Source organism: Kordia zhangzhouensis (genome assembly GCF_001005305.1).
Lineage (GTDB): Bacteria > Bacteroidota > Bacteroidia > Flavobacteriales > Flavobacteriaceae > Kordia > Kordia zhangzhouensis.
Genome location: NZ_LBMH01000004.1, coordinates 312,869 through 337,299 on the forward strand (window position 1 = coordinate 312,869; position 24,431 = coordinate 337,299).

At 35.3% G+C, this 24,431-nt stretch carries 1 protein-coding gene; it reads left to right on the forward strand.

All coding sequences use genetic code 11. From position 1 onward, the window contains the following. The first annotated feature begins 311 nt into the window (after window positions 1-311). Complete coding sequence (locus AA088_RS18235; protein WP_046744427.1) at window positions 312-24,428, forward strand: SDR family NAD(P)-dependent oxidoreductase; 24,117 nt, start codon at window positions 312-314, stop codon at window positions 24,426-24,428. Window positions 24,429-24,431: the final 3 nt, after the last annotated feature.

Genomic DNA, 24,431 nt, shown 5'->3' on the forward strand with positions numbered 1-24,431 from the left:
ACTTAAAGTAATATCCTGATTCAAGCTTGCAATGTCCCGATAACCCTCAAAATGTATATTGATTCTTTTAGATATACAAAGCTTGAAACCTTACATCATTCAATTTTAAATAGTATCTGGCGATTGCTAGAAAATTTCACAAAATCCTTTGCAGGAGTGTTTAAGACATATATTAAACACATCCTGTCGAGATATTCATTTTCGTGAAGTTTTAGCAATCATATTCTTCCAGTAAGGAGGCCTTAATATGTGCCTACACTTTAAACGTAAAACATATTTAACCATACACCAACCAAACAATAACAGAAGTAATGATTAGTGAAAAATATTTAAATGACTTGCGTTCTGCAATTACAGAAATATTTAATCAATCTTTAGACCAACAACCACAGCACATAGTGAATGTAGGTTGTGCCGAAGGCATGCTGCTTCAAGAAATCTATCAAACGATTTCAAGTAACACGTTACGCGGTAAACATCTCAAGGATAATCCGTTGTATTTTTATGGGGTCGATTCTTCTCAAAACGCAATCAATGCAATTGTTAAGAAAATAGATACAAAAAAGGTCAATGCACGATTTTTTCAAGGAGATATTCATCAAGTAGAAGGATTGAAGAAAGCATTACAAGCACTTGAAATCGACAAAGATCAAAAAGTAGTATACATTCATTCTTTTGTTAATCCGAAAACATTTCCAAAAAACAATAGCGATAAAGCTACTTGGGAAAAATACTTAGGTGTATATGCCGATCAAATGCATAACGGCCAACTACTTTTCTTAAACGAACATACTACAAGCACTATTAATACAGAAGAATTTATTACATGTGCTGCTGCTGTGGGACTTTTTACAGAAAAACTATCTAAGCGTTATCAAGATTCAAAAAACGGAAAAGAAATTACTTTTCATCACATAACCAAAAGAGAATATATAATTCGTGCAGCTTCTGTAAATGATTTAGAGGCGTTAGATACACTTGAAAAACTTTGCTGGCAATCACATATACGTGCTTCAAAAGAAGCTATTGAACAGCGAGTACACACATTCCCTCAGGGACAATTTGTATTAGAAAAACAAGAAACTGTGGTTGGTGTAATATACAGTCAACAAATTGCAGACAAAGCACAGTTGGAAAAAGCAACTATGGATACTGTGCATCAATTGCACAACACTAATGGCAACGTGATGCAACTCTTAGCGGTAAACATTCATCCCAATGTTCAGGTTTTCAATTACGGAGATCAGTTGCTAGAGTTTATGTTGCAAAGATGTAGTCTATTGGCTGGTATTGAGGAAATTGTAGCAGTTTCTATCTGTAAAAATTACAATAAAGGCGATGGTTATTCTTTTGACGAATACATACAATTACAAGGAGAAAACCAAGATCCAATCATGGCTTTTCATCAAAACCACGGAGCTAAAATTGTTAAGAGCTTAGCCAACTATCGCGAAAGAGACATCATCAATGAAGGAAATGGAGTATTGGTACAATATACAAACTTGAACGAGCGAGTACATGCAAGCAAAAAGGAGGCAATAAACTTTAAAGAAGTATCAAATGAATCTTCCATTCAAACTTTTATCCTTGAAACAGTTGCCCATCTTCTTGCTGTAGATACAACAAATGTTGATACAACACAACCATTAATGGAGATGGGATTAAACTCTGTTGATCTTCAAATGTTACAACGACAAATTGAAAAAAGAATTGAGCAACGATTAGAAGCAGGCTTTTTCTTTGAATACAATACTGTTTCTAAAGTTCTCGACTATGTCGGAAAAAAATTAGCACTAGATGTAACTCAAAAAATCAATCCAGCTAATGAAACGACAAACCAATCATCATCTTCGCAAGTAAAAAATAATATAACAGATACAGATGTAGCAATTATTGGTATGTCCTGTAAATTGCCAGGTAATATTACTTCCGTAGAAGATTTGTGGAACGTTTTAAAAGCAGAAAAAAGTGTAATTGGATCATATCCAAAACAAAGAGGATCTTGGCCAAAAAGTTCTGAATTTACAGGAATAGACCAAGGAGGTTTTATGGAAGATGCTGCGGCTTTTGATGCGGCTTTCTTCAGAATTTCTCCTAAAGAAGCTCAAATTACTGATCCGCAACAACGTATACTTCTTGAATTGGCTTGGGCTTGTTTGGAAGATGCAGGAATCACTCCAGAAAAATTAGTAGGCTCTCAAACAGGTGTGTTTGTAGGAGCAAGTAATGCGGATTACAGCAGAAAAGTACAAGACGCAAAACTAGAAGTAGAAGCACATCATGCTGTAGGCAGCTCGTTAGCCATATTAGCAAATAGACTGTCATATTACTTTGACTTGTCTGGACCGAGTTTGCTAATTGATACCGCATGCTCATCATCATTAGTAGCAATACATACGGCTTTACAATCACTTCATGCAGGCGAATGTGAAACGGCGTTAGTTGGAGGTGTCAACCTAATATGCCATCCCGACTTATCAATTGCTTATCACAAAGCAGGAATGTTATCTCCAGAAGCAAAATGCAAAGTGTTTGATAAAGAAGCCAATGGCTATGTTCGTTCAGAAGGAGCTGTTGTGATGCTTTTAAAACCTTTAGCCAATGCAATAAAAGATCAAGATCAAATTCATGCAGTACTTAAAGGAAGTGCTATCAATCATGGTGGATTGGCAGCAGGATTAACAGTTCCTAATCCTAAAAAGCAAAGTGAATTACTGATGAGCGCATGGAAGAATGCAGGAATTTCTAGTAAAGACATTTCATATCTTGAAGCACATGGTACAGGAACTTCTTTAGGAGATCCTATTGAAGTTCAAGGAATAAAAAATGCTTTTGAAAATTATCAGTCTTCAGCCTTACCGAAACAATGTTCAATTGGTTCTATAAAAAGTAATGTGGGCCATTTAGAATCGGCTGCAGGAATGACAGGAATGCTAAAAGTTATCTTGGCAATGAAGCATAAACAACTACCTGCAAGCATTCATTTTTCAGAACTCAACCCAAAAATACACATAGAAAACTCGCCGATACACATTCAAAACACTTTAAAATCGTGGGATGCAAAGCATCCTTTCATTGCAGGTGTAAGTAGTTTTGGTTCAGGAGGAACCAATGCGCATGTGGTTATAGAAGAGTTTATTTCTGAAGAACAGTCAAAAATAAATACAGGTAAACATCCAAACCTATTTGTTTTATCGGCAAAAAACGAAAAACGGTTGCGTGCATATGCAGAAAAAGTTCTTACTTGGATAAATACTTATGCTTCTACAGTTCATTATACAGATGCTATTTATAGTTGGCAAGTAGGGAGAACGGCAATGAAGCATCGTTTAGCGATACAAGCAGCCACTTTTGAAGAACTTCAAGAAAAACTAAACAAATGGATACACAAAGTTGCTGATAAAACCACTTGGGATAGCTTAAAAACAGTATCAAACCAACAAAAAAACCTTCCAACAGAAATTACACAACATACAATTTCATCATTAGCGGAATATTGGACATCTGGGCACGTTGTAAATTGGGAGAAGTATTATAAAACTTCTGAAAAACCTAAATTAATCAGTTTACCAACATACCCGTTTGCTAAAGAATACTATTGGATTGATGAGACAACTACTTCAGCCAGAGTTCTTGAACCTATAAAGGAAAAATCAACTATATACGGAACTCCTCAATGGAAAGCCATCAAATCTAAAGGAAGAAGCACGAACGACGAAAATTATTTTTCAGAAAAATACATGTTGCTTTGCGGATTTCCTTCTTCTGTAGGAAAACGTTTAAAACGAGCTTTACCCGCTACGAATTTTTCAATCATTTCTTCCAAAAAGAAAGATGTAGCTAAAATTTATACTGAAATTGCCATTGGATGTTTTGAAAACATTCAAAAAATAGTCAAGGAAAAATCAGCAGAAAAACTACTTATTCAAGTTGTTGTACCTACATCAAGTAGCAACTCTTTAAGTTTCGGAGTATCTGGAATGTTGCGAACATTACACACAGAATATCCATCTATTTATGGACAAATTATTTGTGTAGATCCAAGAATAAAACTTTCACAATTATCCAATCAATTAATTGAAAACCAGTCACAACCTTCAGAACTTTTTGTGAAATATGAAGAAAACGAACGCAAAGTTTGGCGTTGGGACACCATTGTAAATCCTACAAAAGAGGAAGAAATAGCTTTTAAAGAAAAAGGTATATACCTATTAACTGGTGGACTTGGTGGATTAGGAACAATCTTTATAGAAGAAATCAATAAACAGACTTCTAGTGCAACGATTATAGTAACTGGTAGATCTGAATTGACACTAGAAAAAAAGAATAAAATAGCGGAGCTAGCAGGAGAAAAGAAAAACATTCACTATCAAAAAAATACACTAGAAACGTACGATGAGGTAAAAAACCTGATAACTTTTATTACTGAAACTCATGGAAAGTTGGACGGAATTATTCACTGTGCGGGAATGGTTCAAGACAATTTCATCATCAAGAAATCGACAGAAGAATTTGAACAAGTTTTGACTCCTAAAGTAATTGGAACTATACATCTAGACCGCGCAACCAAAGATGAGAAATTAGATTTCTTTGTGCTGTTCTCTTCAATTTTTAGTGTGGTTGGTAATGTTGGACAAGTAGATTATGCAACAGCAAATGGATTCATGGATCAATTTGCTGCAACACGAAATGCATTGGTCAATCAAGAAGAACGTTCAGGACATACTTTGTCAATTAATTGGCCATTTTGGAAAGATGGAGGTATGGAAATTCATCAATCTAGTTTAGACATTATTGAAGAAGAAACCGGAATGGTTCCTATGGAAACCAAAACAGGGATTGCGGCTTTTTATCATGGATTGACACAAAAACATAGTCAGCTATTGGTTATGGAAGGGGAAAAAGATAAGTTATTAGCGACGCTAGAAGGCTTAAAACCTTCCAATACAAATGTAGATCAATCACAACATTACACAGAAACAGATCGTGAAACCATCTTTCAAAAAACACTCCATAAAACAAAAGAACTTTTTGGAGAAGTATTAGGTTTTGCCGTTGATAAAGTAGATGAACACGAATCATTTTCTGCATACGGAATTGATTCTATTTTTATCAATCAACTCAACCAAAAATTATCAAAAACCTTTGATACAATTTCCAAAACAATCTTTTTTGAATATCAAACACTTCATGATATAACCACATATTTGGTTACTGAATTTACTGAAACATGTGCAAAGTGGACAAATATTGCTTTAGACGAGTTCTCGACTATTGCAGAAAATAAAACACACTATACTGCTGTTAATAGTAGTAAGAATGAAGAGGAAAATGCTTCTAGAAATTCGCAAAAAAGTTCACATCATAAAGAACCTATTGCCATTATTGGAATTAGTGGAATTTATCCAGAAGCAAAAAATATAGATGAGTTTTGGGAAAACCTTAAGGAAGGAAAAAATAGCATAACCGAAATTCCGTCAACTCGTTGGAGTTTAGAAGACTTTTACGAACCAGATGTACAAAAAGCAGTTCAAGAAGGAAAAAGTTATTCAAAATGGGGTGGATTTATAGATGAATTTTCACAATTCGATCCATTATTTTTTGGAATTTCTCCAAGAGAAGCACTAAACATAGATCCGCACGAACGCTTGTTTTTGCAAGAATCATGGCGAGCTTTAGAAGCTTCAGGTTACACAAAAAATGATCTTAAAGAAAAATATCATCAAAAAGTAGGTGTTTTTGCAGGTGTAACTAAAAATGGTTTTGAGCTCAAAGCTCCTTTTTACAGAACCTCCAATCAAAAATTTCAGCCAAGATCTTCTTTTAGTTCGGTAGCAAATAGATTGTCGTACGTACTAGATATTAAAGGACCTAGTATGCCAATAGATACCATGTGTTCGTCATCACTTACGGCAATTCATGAAGCGTGTGAACACATTCATAGAGGCGAATGTAGTATTGCTTTTGCTGGTGGTGTAAATTTATATTTGCATCCTTCAACCTATAGTTACTTGTCTTCACAACACATGCTCTCTATTGACGGACAATGTAAAAGTTTCGGTTTAGGAGGAAATGGATTTGTACCAGGAGAAGGCGTTGGCGTGGTATTGTTGAAGCCGCTTTCAGAAGCAGTGAAAGACAAAGACGTTATTCATGGAGTTATCTTATCTACACATGTAAATCATGGTGGAAAAACCAATGGATATACAGTACCAAGTCCAGCTTCACAATCCGAACTTATAAAAACAGCGATACAAAAAGCAGGAATTCATGCGCGCGACATTAGTTATATTGAAGCACATGGAACAGGTACTGAGTTAGGAGATCCTATTGAAGTTGATGGTTTGAAAAAAGCTTTTGAAGCCTATACAAATGAAAAGAACTATTGTGCTATTGGATCTGTCAAATCAAACATTGGACATTTAGAAGCTGCTGCAGGAATTTCAGGACTTACCAAAGTATTACTGCAAATGAAACATGGTACAATTGTACCGAGTTTACATGCCGAGAACCTGAATCCGAATATTAACTTTGAACGAACAGCCTTTCAAGTTGCCACGCACGAACATAGTTGGGAACGCCCTTTTGTAAATGATAAAGAGAAACCTCGAATTGCGGGAATTTCGTCTTTTGGGGCAGGTGGTTCCAATGCTCATATCATTCTTCAAGAATACATACCTGATACAGTAAAAACTGATAACGAGAACTCACTAGGAAGAGGAGAAGGCAAAGTACTTATCCCTTTATCAGCACGCAATAAAGAGCAACTCAAGCAAAGAACTATTGCATTGCTTGATGCAGTACGAAAAAGTACAAATGATTCAAATTTTAACTTGACGTCTTTAGCGTATACACTCCAAGTTGGTAGAGAAGCGATGAATGAGCGACTTGGTTTTGTGGTAAGTTCTTTAGAAGAATTGGAAGAAAAATTACTACAATACATCAACGATGAGCAAGAAATTGAAGCTTTTGATCAAGGAAACAAAAACTATCCAGACAAAACATTTAATCTTCTAAAAAAAGAGGCAGAATTTCAACAAACAATCGAACGTTGGATTACTGATAAAAAACTTACAAATTTACTCATGCTATGGGTAAATGGATTGGATTTAGATTGGTATAAATTCTACAATAGTGAAGAAAAAATAGCACGTATCAATCTGCCTACGTATCCTTTTGCAAAAGAAGAATACTGGATACAAACAGAAAACGAGGAAAAAGGTGTTGGAAATTCTGCAGGAGAGGCAGAAAAAATAAATAGCTTACTGCACCAAAATACATCTACTATTTTTGAACAACGGTATAGTTCTCATTTCAAAGGAGATGAATTTTTCCTCAAAGCACACTACAATTCCGAAGAAAAACACACGAAGAAAATATTACCGGCTTTCAGTTGTTTGGAAATGGCACGAGTAGGAGCAATACATGCTACCAATGCAATACATGAAGAAGAACAACTCATTTTACACAATGTAATTTGGTCTACACCATTTATATTGGCAGATGATAAAAATATATCCGTAGCTTTTACGGCGGCATTACCAACTAAAGATGAAACCGTAGCTTTACATTTTGATATCTTTAGTGAAGAAAATGAGGAAGAAATAGTACACTGCCAGGGAAAAGTCACGTTTAGTGACCAAGTGTTACCACACAAGCAAAACATTCAACAGTTACTTACGGACTTGGAAGCGCAAACAATTCGAAATCATTCCAATGGTCTTAACGAGTTATATGCGTCATCCCATAAACTAATGGCGATGATTGATCTTCCTGAAAATATTTTGCAGTATCAAGAAGAGTTGATACTACATCCAAAACTTATAGAATACATACGCAATGTCCTCACAGAAATAGAAAGTAGTACTCACGAATCGTACGCTATAGGTTGTGATGAAATACAAGTAATTCAGCCATTAGAAAAAGAAGTATGCATAGTTATCTCTTTGAATGATACATTAGTACTGGAAGAAAATATATTCACATTACAGATTGATATATGTGATACTTTAGGAAATGTATGTGTCCGATTCATTAACTTTTCTTTTGGAAAACAACTATCATCTGTTGAAACAGAACCTCATAAACAAGCTATTCAAAAATTATTTTTTACACCTACTTGGAAAGAAAACCCAATAAAAGGAACTCAAAAGCGAAATGTAGCACAGTATCATACCGTTTTATTAGATTTTCCTCAGGTAAAAAAAGAGTCTCTTGAAGCAGCAATTGCACATCATCACTGTACACATATTGAATTGACAAAAGAAAGTTTGCATGAACACTACCATCAATATGCATTACAATGTTTTGATTTAATCAAAAGTATTCAGAAAAAAAAGCCAACTGGAGCACAACACATTTGGTTTGTAATTCCAATGAAAGAATCACATGTTCTTTATGCAGGAATTTATGGTTTGATGCGAACTGCCATGTTAGAAAATACACAAATAACAGGGCAAATTTTGTTAGTGTCTCCTGAAGCAACTGAAAATGAAATTCTTCAATTATTAAAAGATCAGACAGTACAAAATGACGACTTAGTCATAAAATATGAGCATAAAAAAAGATACACGTTTCAATGGGAAGAACAGCCACTAAAAGCGACTACAAACGAAGTCGTATATAAAGATCAAGGAGTATATGTAATTACTGGTGGATTAGGAGGTTTGGGAACAATTTTCTGTAAAGAAATCTTGCAAAAAACACAAAATGCTACCATCATACTTACAGGACGTTCAGAGCTTTCCAATTCCAAAAAAGAAATACTTAGAAAACTAAATCAGTTTCAAGGAACAGTACAGTATAAACAATTAGACTTATCCAAAGAAGAAGAAGTACAAAATTTCTTTATCGAAATTATACAAGAGTACACTCAACTCAATGGAATATTACACTGCGCAGGAATGATAGCCGATAACTTTATCGTCGAAAAATCTGCAGAAGAATACTCCAAAGTACTCACTCCAAAAGTAGACGGAACAATATACATTGACAAAGCTACAGCAGAGATTGACATAGACTTTATAGTGTTTTTCTCGTCAATAGCTGCAGCAATTGGGTTTGTAGGACAGGCAGATTATGCTGCTGCCAACAGTTTTATGGATCAATTTGCATATTATAGAAATGATTTAGTCCAAAAAGGACAAAGAAAAGGTAAAACACTTTCCATCAACTGGCCACTTTGGAAAGATGGCGGTATGGGAATTGATGAAGCCACCGAACAAATGGTAAGACAAACCATCGGAATGCAGAGCTTGGAAACACAAACAGGACTGGACGCGTTTTACACGAGCTTAACAACCAACTGTAGTCAGAGTCTAGTAGTAGAAGGTATTTCTGAAATTATCAAGTCACATGTATTAAATGAAAAAAGTACAAAAGATGCGGCTGTTTCAATCTCCGAAAATTCACATTTAGAACAAGAAATACCACAATATTCGCTAGAAAGTGTTCAAGAAGAACTTCAACAAATCTTAAAAGAAATTCTAGATATCAAGTCTACAGAAGTATCCATAGAGCAAACATTTGTAGATATGGGACTGAATTCTATTCTAGGCGTAGAATTGGCGATTGCAATTAATAACACATTTGGTACAGCGATTTCTAATGTTATTGTATACGATTATCCAAACATTAAAGAACTAGCAGGATATGTTAGTTCGCACTTAAAAAAGCATACCAAACCAGTTAAAAAATCAATAGCAAATGTTACGAAAGAAATAAAAGCAGTTGCAAGAATTGATCAAAAAACCACCTCAAACTTTGGGACAAAATATCCAGTTTTGTCCAGAAGAAGAGCGACAATTCATGCCAACGTTCTTAAAAACGGCTATGCACTGACCAATGCTTCTACCTCACACAAGCATACAGAAGAAGATAAAATAGCAATCATTGGGATGTCTGGAAAATATCCAAAAGCAGACAATTTACAGCAGTATTGGGAAAATCTTGAAAATGGAGTAGATGCAGTTTCGGAAATTCCTAACAGTCGTTGGAATATTGATTCATATTACGATCCTGATCCAGAAAAAGAAGGAAAAATATACTGTAAATGGATGGGAATGTTGAATGATGTAGATGTATTTGATCCATTATTCTTCAAAATATCTCCGCAGGAAGCAATGTATATGGATCCAGAGCATCGTTTATTCTTACAAGAAAGTTACAAAGCATTTGAAGATGCAGGATACTCAGGAGAATCTCTAAAAGAAATTAAATGTGGAGTCTATCTCGGCTTAGAACAAAGTGAATATTCATGGCATATCAAGCAAAACAATGCCATCTCGCCAAACATAACAAGTAATAACGCTGCAATTGCAGCTGCAAGAATTGCTTATTTCTTAAACTTAAAAGGGCCAGCAATTACAATTGATACTGCGTGTTCATCATCATTAGTAGCAATGCATATTGCTTGCAAATCGTTATTGAATAACGAAATTGATATGGCACTTACAGGAGGTGTACGTCTTTGGTTAGGTCCTGAAACGTATATGGGTATGTGTCAGGCAAGAATGCTTTCGCCAGATGGAAAATGCAAAACATTTGATGATAGTGCTAATGGTTTTGTGCCAGGAGAAGGAGTTGGAACATTAGTTTTAAAGCGTTTAAAAGATGCAGAAGCAGACAATGATAATATTCTAGGAGTCATTTTAGGGTCAGGAATTAATCAAGATGGAAAAACCAACGGAATAACTGCTCCTAGTGTAAAAAGTCAAATTGCTCTTGAAAGAGAAGTATACGCCAAAAACAATATTGACCCGAGTACCATTAGTTATGTAGAAACTCATGGAACAGGAACAAAATTAGGTGATCCGATAGAATTACAAGCATTAGCAACTGTTTTTGGAGACAGTGCAGATAAGAAAAACTACTGTGCATTAGGTTCTGTAAAAAGCAACATCGGACATACAACAGCAGCAGCAGGAATTGCAGGAGTTCATAAAGTGTTGTTATCATTACAACATCAAACTTTACCACCAAGTTTACATGTAACAAAAGAAAACGCTCATTTTGACTTTAACAATTCTCCTTTTTATGTCAATACTGAAAAGAGAGAATGGAAAACGAATCCGCATACTTTACGTCGTGCGAGTGTAAGTTCATTTGGTTTTAGTGGAACAAATTCTCACTTGGTTATTGAAGAATACCCAAAACTTTCCAATTCACATACGAACGAGTCTCGATCTGTAATCATTCCTTTATCAGCTAAAACAGCTGTCCAACTCAAAGAAAAAGCGCTAGACCTATTAAACTTTATTAAGGAAAATAATAAAACAGAAACTGTAGAAGGAACAATCATTCATCATCTAGACCTTGAAGCGATAGCTTATACTTTGCAAGTAGGAAGAGATGCAATGAAAGTACGTTTAGGATTCGTAGTAAACTCGATTGACCAATTAGAAAATAAACTACAAGCATATCTCAATAACGAAGCGACCAAAAGCGAAATATATGAAGGTACAGCAACAGCACAAAACGACACTCTTTCATTATTTAGCACAGATACCGACCTTCAAGAAGCCGTAGGAAATTGGATTGTAAACGGAAAGCTCGAAAAACTAGTAAAACTTTGGGTTAACGGATTAACAATTGAATGGAATAAATTTTACACCGATAAAAAACCAAAACGAGTAAGTTTGCCAACCTATCCTTTCGCAAAAGAACGCTATTGGGTAGAACAGCACGAATCTAAAGTTGCAAATAATGGAGCTCAAGTATCTTATGCGATGCATCCGTTGGTACAACAAAACACATCAGATTTAAGCAAGCAAAGTTTTTCCTCAACATTTACAGGAGACGAATTTTTCCTAAAAGAACATTTAGTACATGGAAAAGCAATTCTCCCAGGAGTTGCCTACCTAGAAATGATTCGTGTAGCAATGGAAAAATCAATTCCAAGCTTAAAAGAGTCACATGATGTGGAGCTACAAAATATTTTTTGGATACGCCCATTAGAAGTAGCAGATGTCACTGATGTAGAAATTTTGATTACACCATCAGAAAGTGATTTAATCTCCTTTGAAATTATTTCAAAAACAACTCAAGAAACAATTACAAATTGTCAAGGAGAAGCTATATATATACCTAAAACTTCAAGAGAAAGTATAGATATACAGCAGCTATACAATCAACTTTCTACTCAAACGGAAGCTTCTCAATTCTATACATATTTTGAAAACACAGGAGTAGTTTATGGAAATGCATTTCAGGGAATTAATACGTGTTATTCAGACACAAATGAATTAATAGCTACTTTATCACTACCGAAAGAAATTCAGTATACCGATGAAGTATTTGGATTGCACCCAAGCATACTAGACAGTGCGTTACAAAGTTGTGTTGCGTTATTAATAAACTTAGACGAATCTGCTAATGAAGCATTATTGCCGTACGCTGTTGAAAAAGTTCAAATCTTTTCATCAACTACACAAAAAATGTGTGCGTATGTTCGATTGGCAGAGGGCTCTACTGTAAATGATACGGTCAAAAAGATAGACATTACGCTCACTGACAGTGAAGGTGTTATTTGTGTGGAAATCAAAGGATTTTCAGCAAGATTTTTGAATGAAAGTGATACAAAAGAAACCAAACTTGAACAAAGTATAGAAGCGAAAGGATTAAAATACCTTGCGCCAATATGGAACTTAGCAACTTTACCTGCTACAGAAAAAATTAATCAGGAGGATAAAATACTTGTAATAGGTACTGAAAAATCGCAAAGTCATTGGTTAAAGACAGCGTTTTCGAATGTTGACTTTTTGAAAATATCTTCAAACTCAACGGTTGAAAGTATTGCCAACCAACTTCAAAACATCAATTTTGATCAATTGGTTTGGATGGCAACTGAAACAAGAAACCAACAAGTTGAAGGAAATGCAATAGAAGCACAACAAACAGGCTGCTTAGCAATATATCGTGCAGTCAAAGCGCTATTAAAAATAAACTATGCAGATGCTCATTTGCGTTGGACATTCATCACACAAAACACGCAAAAAGTAAAACATACAGATCATATACAATTTACGCATGCAAGCGTAATAGGTCTAGTAGGATCACTAGCAAAAGAATATCCAAATTGGAGTATCCGATTGTTAGATGTAGATACAATATCTTCTCTCTCTGCGGTAACAACTTTATCACTTCCGTGGAATGAACAAGGAAACGTTTGGGCATATCGTCAAGGGGAATGGTTCCAACAAGAGTTTGCTTATATAGCTAGTAATATAGCTCATCCTACAACATATAAAGAAAATGGTGTATATGTAGTAATTGGTGGTGCAGGCGGACTTGGTGAAATTTGGTCAGAATACATGATTGAAAATTATAATGCGCAAACAATTTGGATAGGTAGGAAAGAATGTAATGAGGAAATTCAGCAAAAAATTGATTCTTTAGGAAACAAAGGAAAAGCGCCAATCTATATTTCAGCAGACGCAACGAATAGAGCATCTCTAGAACATGCATATCAACAAATTTCAAAAAAACATCAAAATATCAACGGAATTGTACACTCTGCGATTGTCTTAAAAGATCAGAGTTTACAAGCTATGGAAGAAGAGCGTTTCAAGCAAAGTTTGGCAGCCAAAGTAGATATCAGTATCAATATGGAACATGTGTTTGGTCAACTAGATCTTGATTTCATGTTATTCTTCTCCTCATTAACCTCTTTTGTTAAAGCGCCAGGACAATCAAACTATGCCGCAGGATGTACTTTCAAAGACAGTTTTGCGCAGTATTTGGATCAACAAAAAAACTACCCTGTAAAAACCATTAATTGGAGTTATTGGGGCAATGTAGGAATTGTTGCAGACTCGTTTTATAAAGAACGAATGGCACAACAAGGAATAGGTTCGATAGAACCAAAAGAAGGCATGGAAGCTCTAGAAATTTTGATGAGTTCAGATTTTGCACAAATGGCTTTGCATAAAATTCTCCATGAAGATGGAATTAAAAATGCAAACCTTGCGATTACAGAACAACTATATGTTTATGAAAAAGAAAATACAGTTCATTTAGCATCTATAGAAGAAAAACTACCAGTACAAGATGCAGAAGAAAAAATAGCGGCATTAAATGCGGTTCAAATTCCAGAACAGATGAATACATTGGCGACAGAAATTGTCGTTTCAAGTCTTGTATCTGTTGGATTGCTAAAAGAAGGAAAAAGACGTATTTCAGATGTATCTTTACAAAAATCACCAGAATCATTTTTCGAACGCTGGTTAGCTGCTACCATCTCATATTTACAAAAAGAAAACATACTAACAGCGAATGCTCAACTAAAGAAAAATGCCAAAACACTCGAAGTTGTTTGGGAACAATGGGAGCAAGCGAAAATAAAATGGAATGCAAATCCGAATTGGGAAAAGCAAGTTACCTTATTAGAAACCTGTTTAAGAGCATTACCAGCCATTTTAAAAGGAGAAATAAAATCAACAGATGTCATATTTCCAAACTCATCTTTGCACTTAGTAGAAGGTGTGTACAAAGGAAGCTATCAAGTAGATTATTACAACGATGTATTGTGTAATACACTACGAGTATGCGTTCAAGAATTCATAAAAACCAATCCTAACAAACAACTAAGAATTCTAGAAATTGGCGCAGGAACTGGAGGAACGACTGTCAAAGTTCTTCCAGTTTTAAAAGAATTTGGTACCGTAGTAAGCGAATATCGCTACACCGACCTGTCAAAAGCTTTCTTGCTTCATGCAGAAGAAAACTATTTACCTCAATTTCCTAATCTAACAACTTCTATTCTAGATGTATCCAAACCTATTGCTGGACAAACTGTAGAAAGTAATTACTACGACATTGTTATTGCAACCAACGTTTTACATGCTACACCAAACATGCGACAAACAATGCGTAATACGAAAGCTGTACTCAAAAATCAAGGTATTGTATTGATTAATGAAATGAGTACATGGACGCTATTTACGCATCTAATTTTTGGATTACTTGAAGGTTGGTGGTTGTACGAGGATGATGCAATCAGAGTAGAAGGAAGTCCTGGTATTGCCCCAGAAAATTGGGAGAAAATACTAAAAGAAGAAGGATTCAGTCAAACACTATTCCCTGTAGAAAAAGCGCATCTATATGGACAACAAGTTATTGCTGCAGTAAGCAATGGGAAAGTGATACAAAAAGTGCAACAAAAGCCGAAAAAAGTTTCTATACCAACAAAAGTGGTTTCAAAGGCTCAGACTACTAAAAGAACAATAAAATCAGTGTCTTCTAAAGGAAACTTACAACAACAAGCAACTACTTTCATTACAGAATTAGTCGCAAAGTCGCTCAAGATGAAACCTCAGCAAATCGAAGCTACACAACCACTCGAAAATTACGGTTTAGATTCGATTATGGTGGTTCAGTTAACCAATCAATTCCGTAAAGTATTTCCAGAGATTACCAGTACTTTATTCTTTGAAGAAAATACAATTGATGGTTTGGTAAACTACTTTATAGAACACAAAAAAGAAGCGCTGACAGCATTAGTCGCTACTGATGAAACGGAAGAAGAAACAAATTCGTCTGTTGTTGAAACAGCAATCACTGCAGATGTTAAAAGACCTTTTGAAATTCTCAGAAAGACTCCTAAAACTATCCGTAAAGACGAATCGAGTCAACCAAATACGCGTTCTCAACTAGATGTAGCCATTATTGGAGTAAGTGGTCGTTATCCTAAAGCAGAAAACATAGATGCTTTCTGGAACAATTTAAGTAACGGTGAAAACTGTATCACTGAGATTCCAAAAGATCGCTGGAATTGGGAAGAATACTACGATCCTGAAAAAGGGAAAGCAGGAAAAATGTACACCAAATGGGGAGGATTTTTAACGGATGTAGATAAATTTGATCCGCTATTCTTCAAAATTGCACCTAAAGATGCTAAAAAAATGGATCCGCAAGAACGATTGTTTTTGCAAACCTGTTATCATGCTATAGAAGATGCTGGATATACACCAAAAACTATAGGGAGCAATGATAAAATAGGAGTTTTTGCAGGAATTATGAATTCGCGATACACACCGCAATCACTCCATTATTCAGTAGCCAATAGAGTATCATACACATTTAACTTCCAAGGACCATCTATGGCAGTTGACACGGCGTGCTCATCATCTCTTACAGCAATTCATTTGGCATTGGAGAGTATTTATAATGGTACTAGCGAATGTGCCATTGCTGGAGGCGTAAACATTATCATAGATTCAGAACATTACGTACAGTTATCTGCTATGACAATGTTGTCTTCGGGGAATCAAAACAAAGCATTTGGTAAAAATGCTGATGGATTTGTTGATGCGGAAGGTGTTGGAGCCATCATCCTTAAACCGTTACACAAAGCAGAAGAAGATGGCGACCATATTTATGGTGTTCTTAAAGGAAGTGCAATCAATGCAGGAGGGAAGACCAATGGATACACAGTTCCAAATCCAAAAGCACAATCTGCAGTAATCACAAAAGCATTAGAAAATGCTAAAGTTAGCAAGGAAGAAATCAGCTATATTGAAGCACACGGAACAGGAACAGCTTTAGGAGATCCAATAGAAGTTGCTGCTCTATCTCGTGCTTTACACACAGAAAATAATACACAAAAATGTGCGATTGGCTCTGTAAAATCAAATATAGGTCACTGTGAATCAGCCGCAGGAATAGCAGGACTAACTAAAATTTTGTTACAACTTAAGCACCAACAGTTAGTTCCTTCGTTACATGCAGATGTTTTGAATCCTGAAATTGATTTTGAAAAAACACCATTCAAACTACAAAAAGCTACACAGACATGGCATAAACCAACGCGTACAATACATGGAACGATAGAATATATGCCACGAATGGCCGGAATTTCATCTTTTGGAGCAGGAGGAGCTAATGCTCATATAATTGTGGCAGAATATGAATCAGTAAAAGAAAGTTTTGCAAAGCATTCACCTAATACAGAAGTAGCAATTGTTTTATCGGCTCGAAATCAATCACAACTCAAAGAAAAAGCCGCAGATTTAGTAGATTTTATTCATAAAAATGAAAACACCATAGATTTATTATCTATTGCTTACACGTTGCAGTTAGGACGAGAAGCTATGGACGAACGTCTGGCATTTACGGTAAAATCTTTACATGAACTTACAGAGGTGTTAGAATCCTATTTGGGAGATGCTATCAATACCAAAAAATATAGTCAACATCAAATAAGAGAACATAAAGAAGCAGTTTTAGAATTTAAATCTGACGTACATTTTGAGGAAAAATGGAATGCTTGGATACAAAGCAAAAAATATTCTGAATTGCTAGTTTGGTGGACCAAAGGAGTTGCTGTTAATTGGAGTGTTTTATACGAAGGAAAGAAACCACGACGAATCAGTTTACCAACGTATCCTTTCGCAAAAGAACGATATTGGGTAACACCTAACAAGCATCAAAGTTCAGTCACAATCGAAGCAATGTTGCATCCAATGATTCATCAAAATGTGTCGAGTGTGAATCAAACAAAATTCAACACAACTTTTTCTGGAGAAGAAACATTTATCAAAAATTATTCTTTACAAAAAGAAACAAGTATTGTGCATGCTTTACCATTCATGGCAAGTGTTGAAATGATTACTGCGGCATTATCATTAGGAGTTGAAAAAGAAGAAAATCATTTGGTAGAACTGACGGAACATCATTTTGGCTCATTAATAGAAATTCATAAAGAGCAACATACAAAAACAGCTTTATTTGCTATTGATGATACGACAGTTGCTTACGAACTATCTTCTGAAAACACTCAAAAAGCAAAAATTCATGCGCAAGGTATTGCTCGAAGTATAGAAATAACAGAAACAGTATCAATAGATTTAGAAAGTCTGTATGCACAAATGACACATGTATTGGAAGGAAATCAATTATACAATGAAATTCTACCAAAAGTAATTGCATATGGTTCGTATTATCAATCAGTTCAAAAAATAGTTGTTGGAGACCAACAAATACTAGCCGAATTGCAAATTCCTACTGAATTTGAACAAGAAACTAACAAATTCGAAATGCATCCAAGTTTGCTGGAAGGAGCTTTACAAGCGAGTTTGATGTTACTTGTAGATCAATTACCATTAACAATTGATAGTCTAATTCCAGTTTCAATTGATACAATTCGCTGTATATCACCATTACAAAAAGAAGTAATAGCTTGGATTCGCTTCAGTAGCAATACCATTTTAAATGCAAGTGACATAAAAATAGATATTGATATTTGTGATGTAGAAGGAAATAGCTGTGTAGAACTTATAGGACTTACACTTACCACTTCCGTAGAAGGCAAACCAGAAGAAACAAACACAAAAATACTTGAAGTTACTACATCAAAAGAAATAGAGGAAACGAATATAGAGACTCCACAAGAAGTGTTTATTGAAAATATAACAACTCATAAAATCTCACTAACAGATACCGCGTTCGATACCATAAAAACGGCTTCTCTGGAAAAACCATCTAGTATCAAACTAGTAGCACCTAATGCAATGATGTTGCAGGCAACTAGTGAAACTTCGTTACAAAAAGTACGGGTTCACCTTTCCACAGAAAATACGCAACCCATCATACAAACAGTATCGAAAAGTGTCCGTTTAGTCAATCACCACAACGGAATCTATAAATTACAATTGTTAGATTCTGAACTTACTGAGTCTATGATAGTCCAACTTGTTAATGGATTACAAACAGCTCAAAAACAGAAAGACATCAAAGTATTACTTATAGAAGGTTCTGAAAAAGAGTTTTTACATGGAGGAAACCCAATACATGAAGAAGCGCTACAATTTGAATTGTATAAGAAAATCAGTTCGTTTCCGTATCCAATTGTAGCAAACATACAAGGAAACACCAGCGGCGTAGGATTCATCGTAGCTTCTTTGTGTGACTTTATGATTGGTAGTCAGGAAAGTAACTATCAATTTACGAATACTAGTGAGCATTTGTTTGCTAATACAGCACTTTTTGAACTATTCAACGAACGTTTTGGACAAACAGTAAGCATTGAATTTTTAAACCCTACAAACAAACGTTTTACAGGAAAACAACTCATAGAAAAAGGATGGACGTTTCCAATCGTTACGTCCTCTAAAGTTTTACCTACAGTAGAAAGTTTAGTACAAGATTTGGCTAAGAAATCACAAAAATCATTGCGCTTACTCAAGCAACATTTAGCACGTCACATCGCTGAAAAAGCATCACAACTTACCACAATCACAAAAAATAATGACAAAAAAACTTTTGAAACCGTAGAAATCTCAAATTCAAAAAGTCTTAAAATTGACTATAAAGACAATCAATTCTGTACGATAACAATCAAGAAAACCAAGCAAGTTGGTGTTCAGAGTTTAGTTAAGGAAATTGTATCATTCTTTGAAAAGATTACTACCACTCAAAATCATGTGCCAATCATTCTAAAAAGTGATTATGAAACCTTTATTCCAGAAAAAGCTAAAGAGGAAGATTTGTATGCTCTTCTCGAACAAATACGTACGTGTAAATATCCAATAATTACAGTATTAGAAAACAATCCTACGGCAGAATCGTGGCTGATAAGTTTATTTGGAGATGAGGTAGTTTATAGTGAAAAAGCAAGCTTATCCGCCAATGGAATACTTGCAAAAGAAACATTAGCCCAATTAGCAATACGCATTTTCACAAATCGTTTTGGAGAGTTGACTAGCAAAGAACTTCTTTTACTAGAAAAAACCTATACTGCAAATGAATTGCAGACGTTAATTCCGATGGTTCAATCTACGGCAGTCAAAAATGTTATGACAACGGCTGAAGAAACTGCTATGTCATGGTCTGAATTTCCTAGAGTAGTCATCGAAACATGGAAAAATCAAATTCAAAAAAACTTTACAAGTCAGCTAAAAGAACTTCCAACTTGGAAAATTGAAGAAGTTCGCAAAGGAGAAGGTTCGAAAAAAGGACAAATTTCATTACAATCGCAAGTAGTCAAAGCTATTTCCCATGAAGGAGGAATCTTAGAAGTTCGGTTGGAAGAACGTGAATCTAAGAACATGTTTACAAACGACTTTGTTTCTGGTGTCATAGAAGTATTTGAGTATATTAAAAATACTTCTCAATACAAAGCTGTACTTCTAACAGGATATGATAACTATTTTGCATCAGGAGGAACTAAAGAAGGATTAGTTGCCATTCAAGAAGGGAAAAGCAAATTTACAGATACAAAAATCTATCAATTAGCAATGGAATGTAATATTCCTGTCATTGCAGCGATGCAAGGTCATGCTATTGGAGGCGGTTGGTCATTCGGAATGTTTGCCGACTTTATCTTTTTCAGTAAAGAACGCAAATACCTGAGTCCGTATATGAACTACGGATTTACTCCAGGAGCTGGAGCTACTTTTATTTTCCCTGAAACTTTAGGATATGATTTGGCTCGTGAAACATTATTAACAGCCAATGAATTTTCAGGTAGCGAACTAAAAGCAAAAGGAATACCATTCGTGGTGTCAAGCAAAGATACTGTGGTTCAAGAAGCGATGCAATTGGCAAAACAATTGGTAAAAAATTCTAGAGAAACACTAATCGCTTTTAAAAATCAATTAGTGGCAAAAAAGCTTGGCAAAATTGAGAACATATATGCGTTGGAATTAGCGATGCACGAACAAACATTTGTCGGAGCTAACAATGCATTACAACAAATAGAGAAAAACTTTATTCACAAAAGTGGCACAACGGTTGCCACCGAAAAATCTTCTGAAACTATGGATAAAGAACAAAAGAAATCACAAAGTAATCAAACGATAGAGAGTAAAGAAGTTTTACAAACCATCAAAAAGTTCCTTGCAGAAGAGTTGCATATGGAAACCAATCTGATTGATGAAGAAACACAATTTGTAGACTTAGGGATGGATTCGATTACAGGTGTTACGTGGGTGCGAAAAATTAACAATCAATTCCAAACGTCTATTGAAGCAACCAAAGTATATAGTTATCCTACATTAAATTCTTTTAGTAAATACATCAAAGAACAAATAGATACGATAACTTTTACAGAAAAACCAAATCCAACACAAGTTGTAAATCATATAGTTAGTCCTACAGAGGAATTTGTAGAAGAATATGTGGAAGAAGTAGTGATCAATACGATTAATCAAGGCGAAGTACTACAAGCAATCAAAACATTCCTAGCAGAAGAATTGCATATGGAAGTGCAAGATGTTGACGAACATACTCAATTTGTTGATTTAGGGATGGATTCGATTACAGGAGTTACTTGGGTACGTAAAATCAATACAAAATTTGATACTTCAATAGAAGCGACAAAAGTGTATAGTTATCCTACTTTAACAGAGTTAAGTACATATGTAAAGCAAGAAATTGAAAAACGTACAGTGCCGACAAAAGTGGTCAAAAAAGTACAACGGAAAGTAGAGCAAAAACCTGTGCAAGCAAAGAAAACACTGCCAAAACGCTCTGTTTTCAATCGTAATGGGCTGACTACATGGCAAGGAAAAACAACTCAAAAAGCTGCTTCAACTCAAAAAATAACCTCTTCCACCAAAAACGATTATCGTATTGCGGTAATAGGAATTGCAGGACAATTTCCAAAGGCTAAAAATGTAGCAGAATTTTGGGAGAATCTAACCACAGGTAAAAACTGTATCAGTGAGATTACACCAAACAGGTGGGACAACACTAAATATTATCAACCGGGAAATCCTGCGCCAGGAAAAACCAATAGCAAATGGATGGGAGCATTGGAAAATTACGATCAATTTGATCCATTATTCTTCAATATATCTCCAGTGGAAGCCGAAAGTATGGATCCACAACAACGTTTATTCTTGCAATCATGTTGGCATACTATTGAAGATGCAGGTTACAATACCGATTCCTTATCAGGAACCAAATGTGGAGTCTTTGTAGGTTGCGGCGCAAGTGATTATCATCAATTATCCAAAGAACATCGATTAAGTGCACAAGGTTTTACGGGTGGTTCTTCATCAATCCTAGCCGCACGTATTTCATATTTATTAGACTTACAAGGTCCGTGCTTATCAATTGATACGGCTTGTTCTTCATCGTTAGTAGCATTGGCAACAGCTTGTGACAATCTAGTTTCAGGAAATTGTAATGTAGCTTTAGCAGGAGGAGTTGGAATTATGTCAACACCAGCAATGCATATTATGACTTCACAGGCAGGAATGCTATCACAAGATGGTAAATGCCATACATTTGACCAAAATGCAAATGGGTTTGTACCTGGAGAAGCAGTCGGTGTTGTAATGTTAAAACGCCTAGAAGATGCAGAACGTGACAATGACCGAATTTATGGTGTTATAGAAGGTTGGGGCGTGAATCAAGACGGAAAAACCAATGGTATCACAGCTCCAAATGCTGAGTCGCAAGCAGGTTTAGAAACAGATGTATATGAAAAATTTAATATTGATCCTGCACAAATTCAGTTAATAGAAGCACACGGAACAGGCACCAAATTAGGAGATCCTATCGAAGTTGATGCGCTCAAACAATCGTTCAAAAAATATACTGATAACAAATCATATTGTGCATTAGGCTCAGTAAAAAGTAATATTGGTCATACCATGTGGGCAGCGGGAATTTCAGGATTTATCAAAGTAATTCTTTCTTTAAAAAATCAGCAATTACCACCTACCATCAATTTTACCAAACTCAATGAACATATCAATTTACACAACAGTCCTTTCTATGTAAATGACAAGTTAAAAAATTGGAACATAAGCTCAAGTGAGAAGCGACAAGCGGCAATTAGTTCCTTTGGTTTTAGCGGAACAAACGCACACTTAGTAGTGGCAGAATATCAACCACAGGAACAGTTTCAGCAAAAAAATGTACAGTACAAAGTACATGGATTTGCGATTCCGTTGGCGGCTAAAAATAAAGCGCAGTTAATACAAAAAGTACAAGATTTGATTACCTCTGTAGAAAGTGATATGCATAGCTTAAAGTTACAAGAATTAGCATACACATTACAAGTGGGCAGAGAGCCAATGGAAACACGTGTAGGTTTCTATACAAACAGTATAGAAGAACTTTTAACACAGCTGAAAGACTTTGTAAAAGGTAACAGTTTTGTAAAAGGGATGTATGTGGGCGATACAAATGAAAACAAAGACGAATTACGCCTTTTTGCTCAAGATGAAGACCTTAAAGAAACTGTAGTTCATAAATGGATTAAAGAAAACAAACTATCGAAGCTGTTAGAATTATGGGTAAAAGGATTGAATTTTAATTGGAATGTATTGTATGGAGAACACAAACCAAAGCGAATTGGTTTACCAGGCTACCCATTTGCACAAAAACGATATTGGATAGAAACTACAGAAGCGTATACTAACACTACAATACAGTCTGCTACCACAACACAACAACTGCATCCTCTTGTGCATACCAACACATCCGACTTTTCACAACAGCAATTCAGTAGTGTGTTTGTAGGGGAAGAATTCTTCTTGCGAGATCATCAAGTCAAACTAAATGACACATTGCAAAAAGTATTGCCAGGTGTTGCTTATTTAGAAATGGCGCGTACTGCAGTTTCTTTATCACTATCAGCGGATGATTCAGATGCAATTATCGAATTGAAAGACATCATGTGGATGCATCCAATAGCCATACAAGAGTCAAAACAAGTAACGGTTGTATTATTTGAAAATGAAGAAAATGAACAAATTGATTTTGAAATCAGAAGTTTCATTTCGACAGATGCAGATACACAACAAGAAATCATTCACTGTAAAGGACAAGCAGGATATAAAATAGCACCAAAAGCACCTCAACTTTCTATTGATTCTCTTGCCTCACAAATGAATCAAAAAACAATAGAAAGCACTGAATTGTACACTTTGTTTACAAACTCAGGATTGCAATATGGTGAAGCACACCAAGGAATACAATCATTACATATAGGAAAAAATCAGGCACTGGCAAAAGTACACTTGCCAGAAATACTTCAAAATGAGAACAATTTATTTGTACTACATCCTAGTATAATGGATAGTGCTTTCCAAGCGACTATTGGACTCATGATTGATGCTGGAAAACTTCCTCAAAAAGCATTGTTACCATTTTTAGTTGAAACTGTAACAGTTTACTCTAAATGTACAGAAGTCATGTACGCTTGGGTGCGCAAATCGTCCAACTTTAATGGAAATGAACAAACAATTAAAGTAGATATTGATTTGTGCGATTCCGAAGGAAATATTTGTATACAAGTACAAGGATTGATTTCACGACCGTTGCAAACATCAAATACTTCAAACTATGTAGTAACAACTACGACAGCAAAAAACGGAAAACAAAATGGTCTTTCGTTTGACGAAACCTATCATAAAAATCTAATAAAGAGTTACCTAAACAACGAAGTGTCACTGGATGATATTTTAGAACTCGTATAGCAT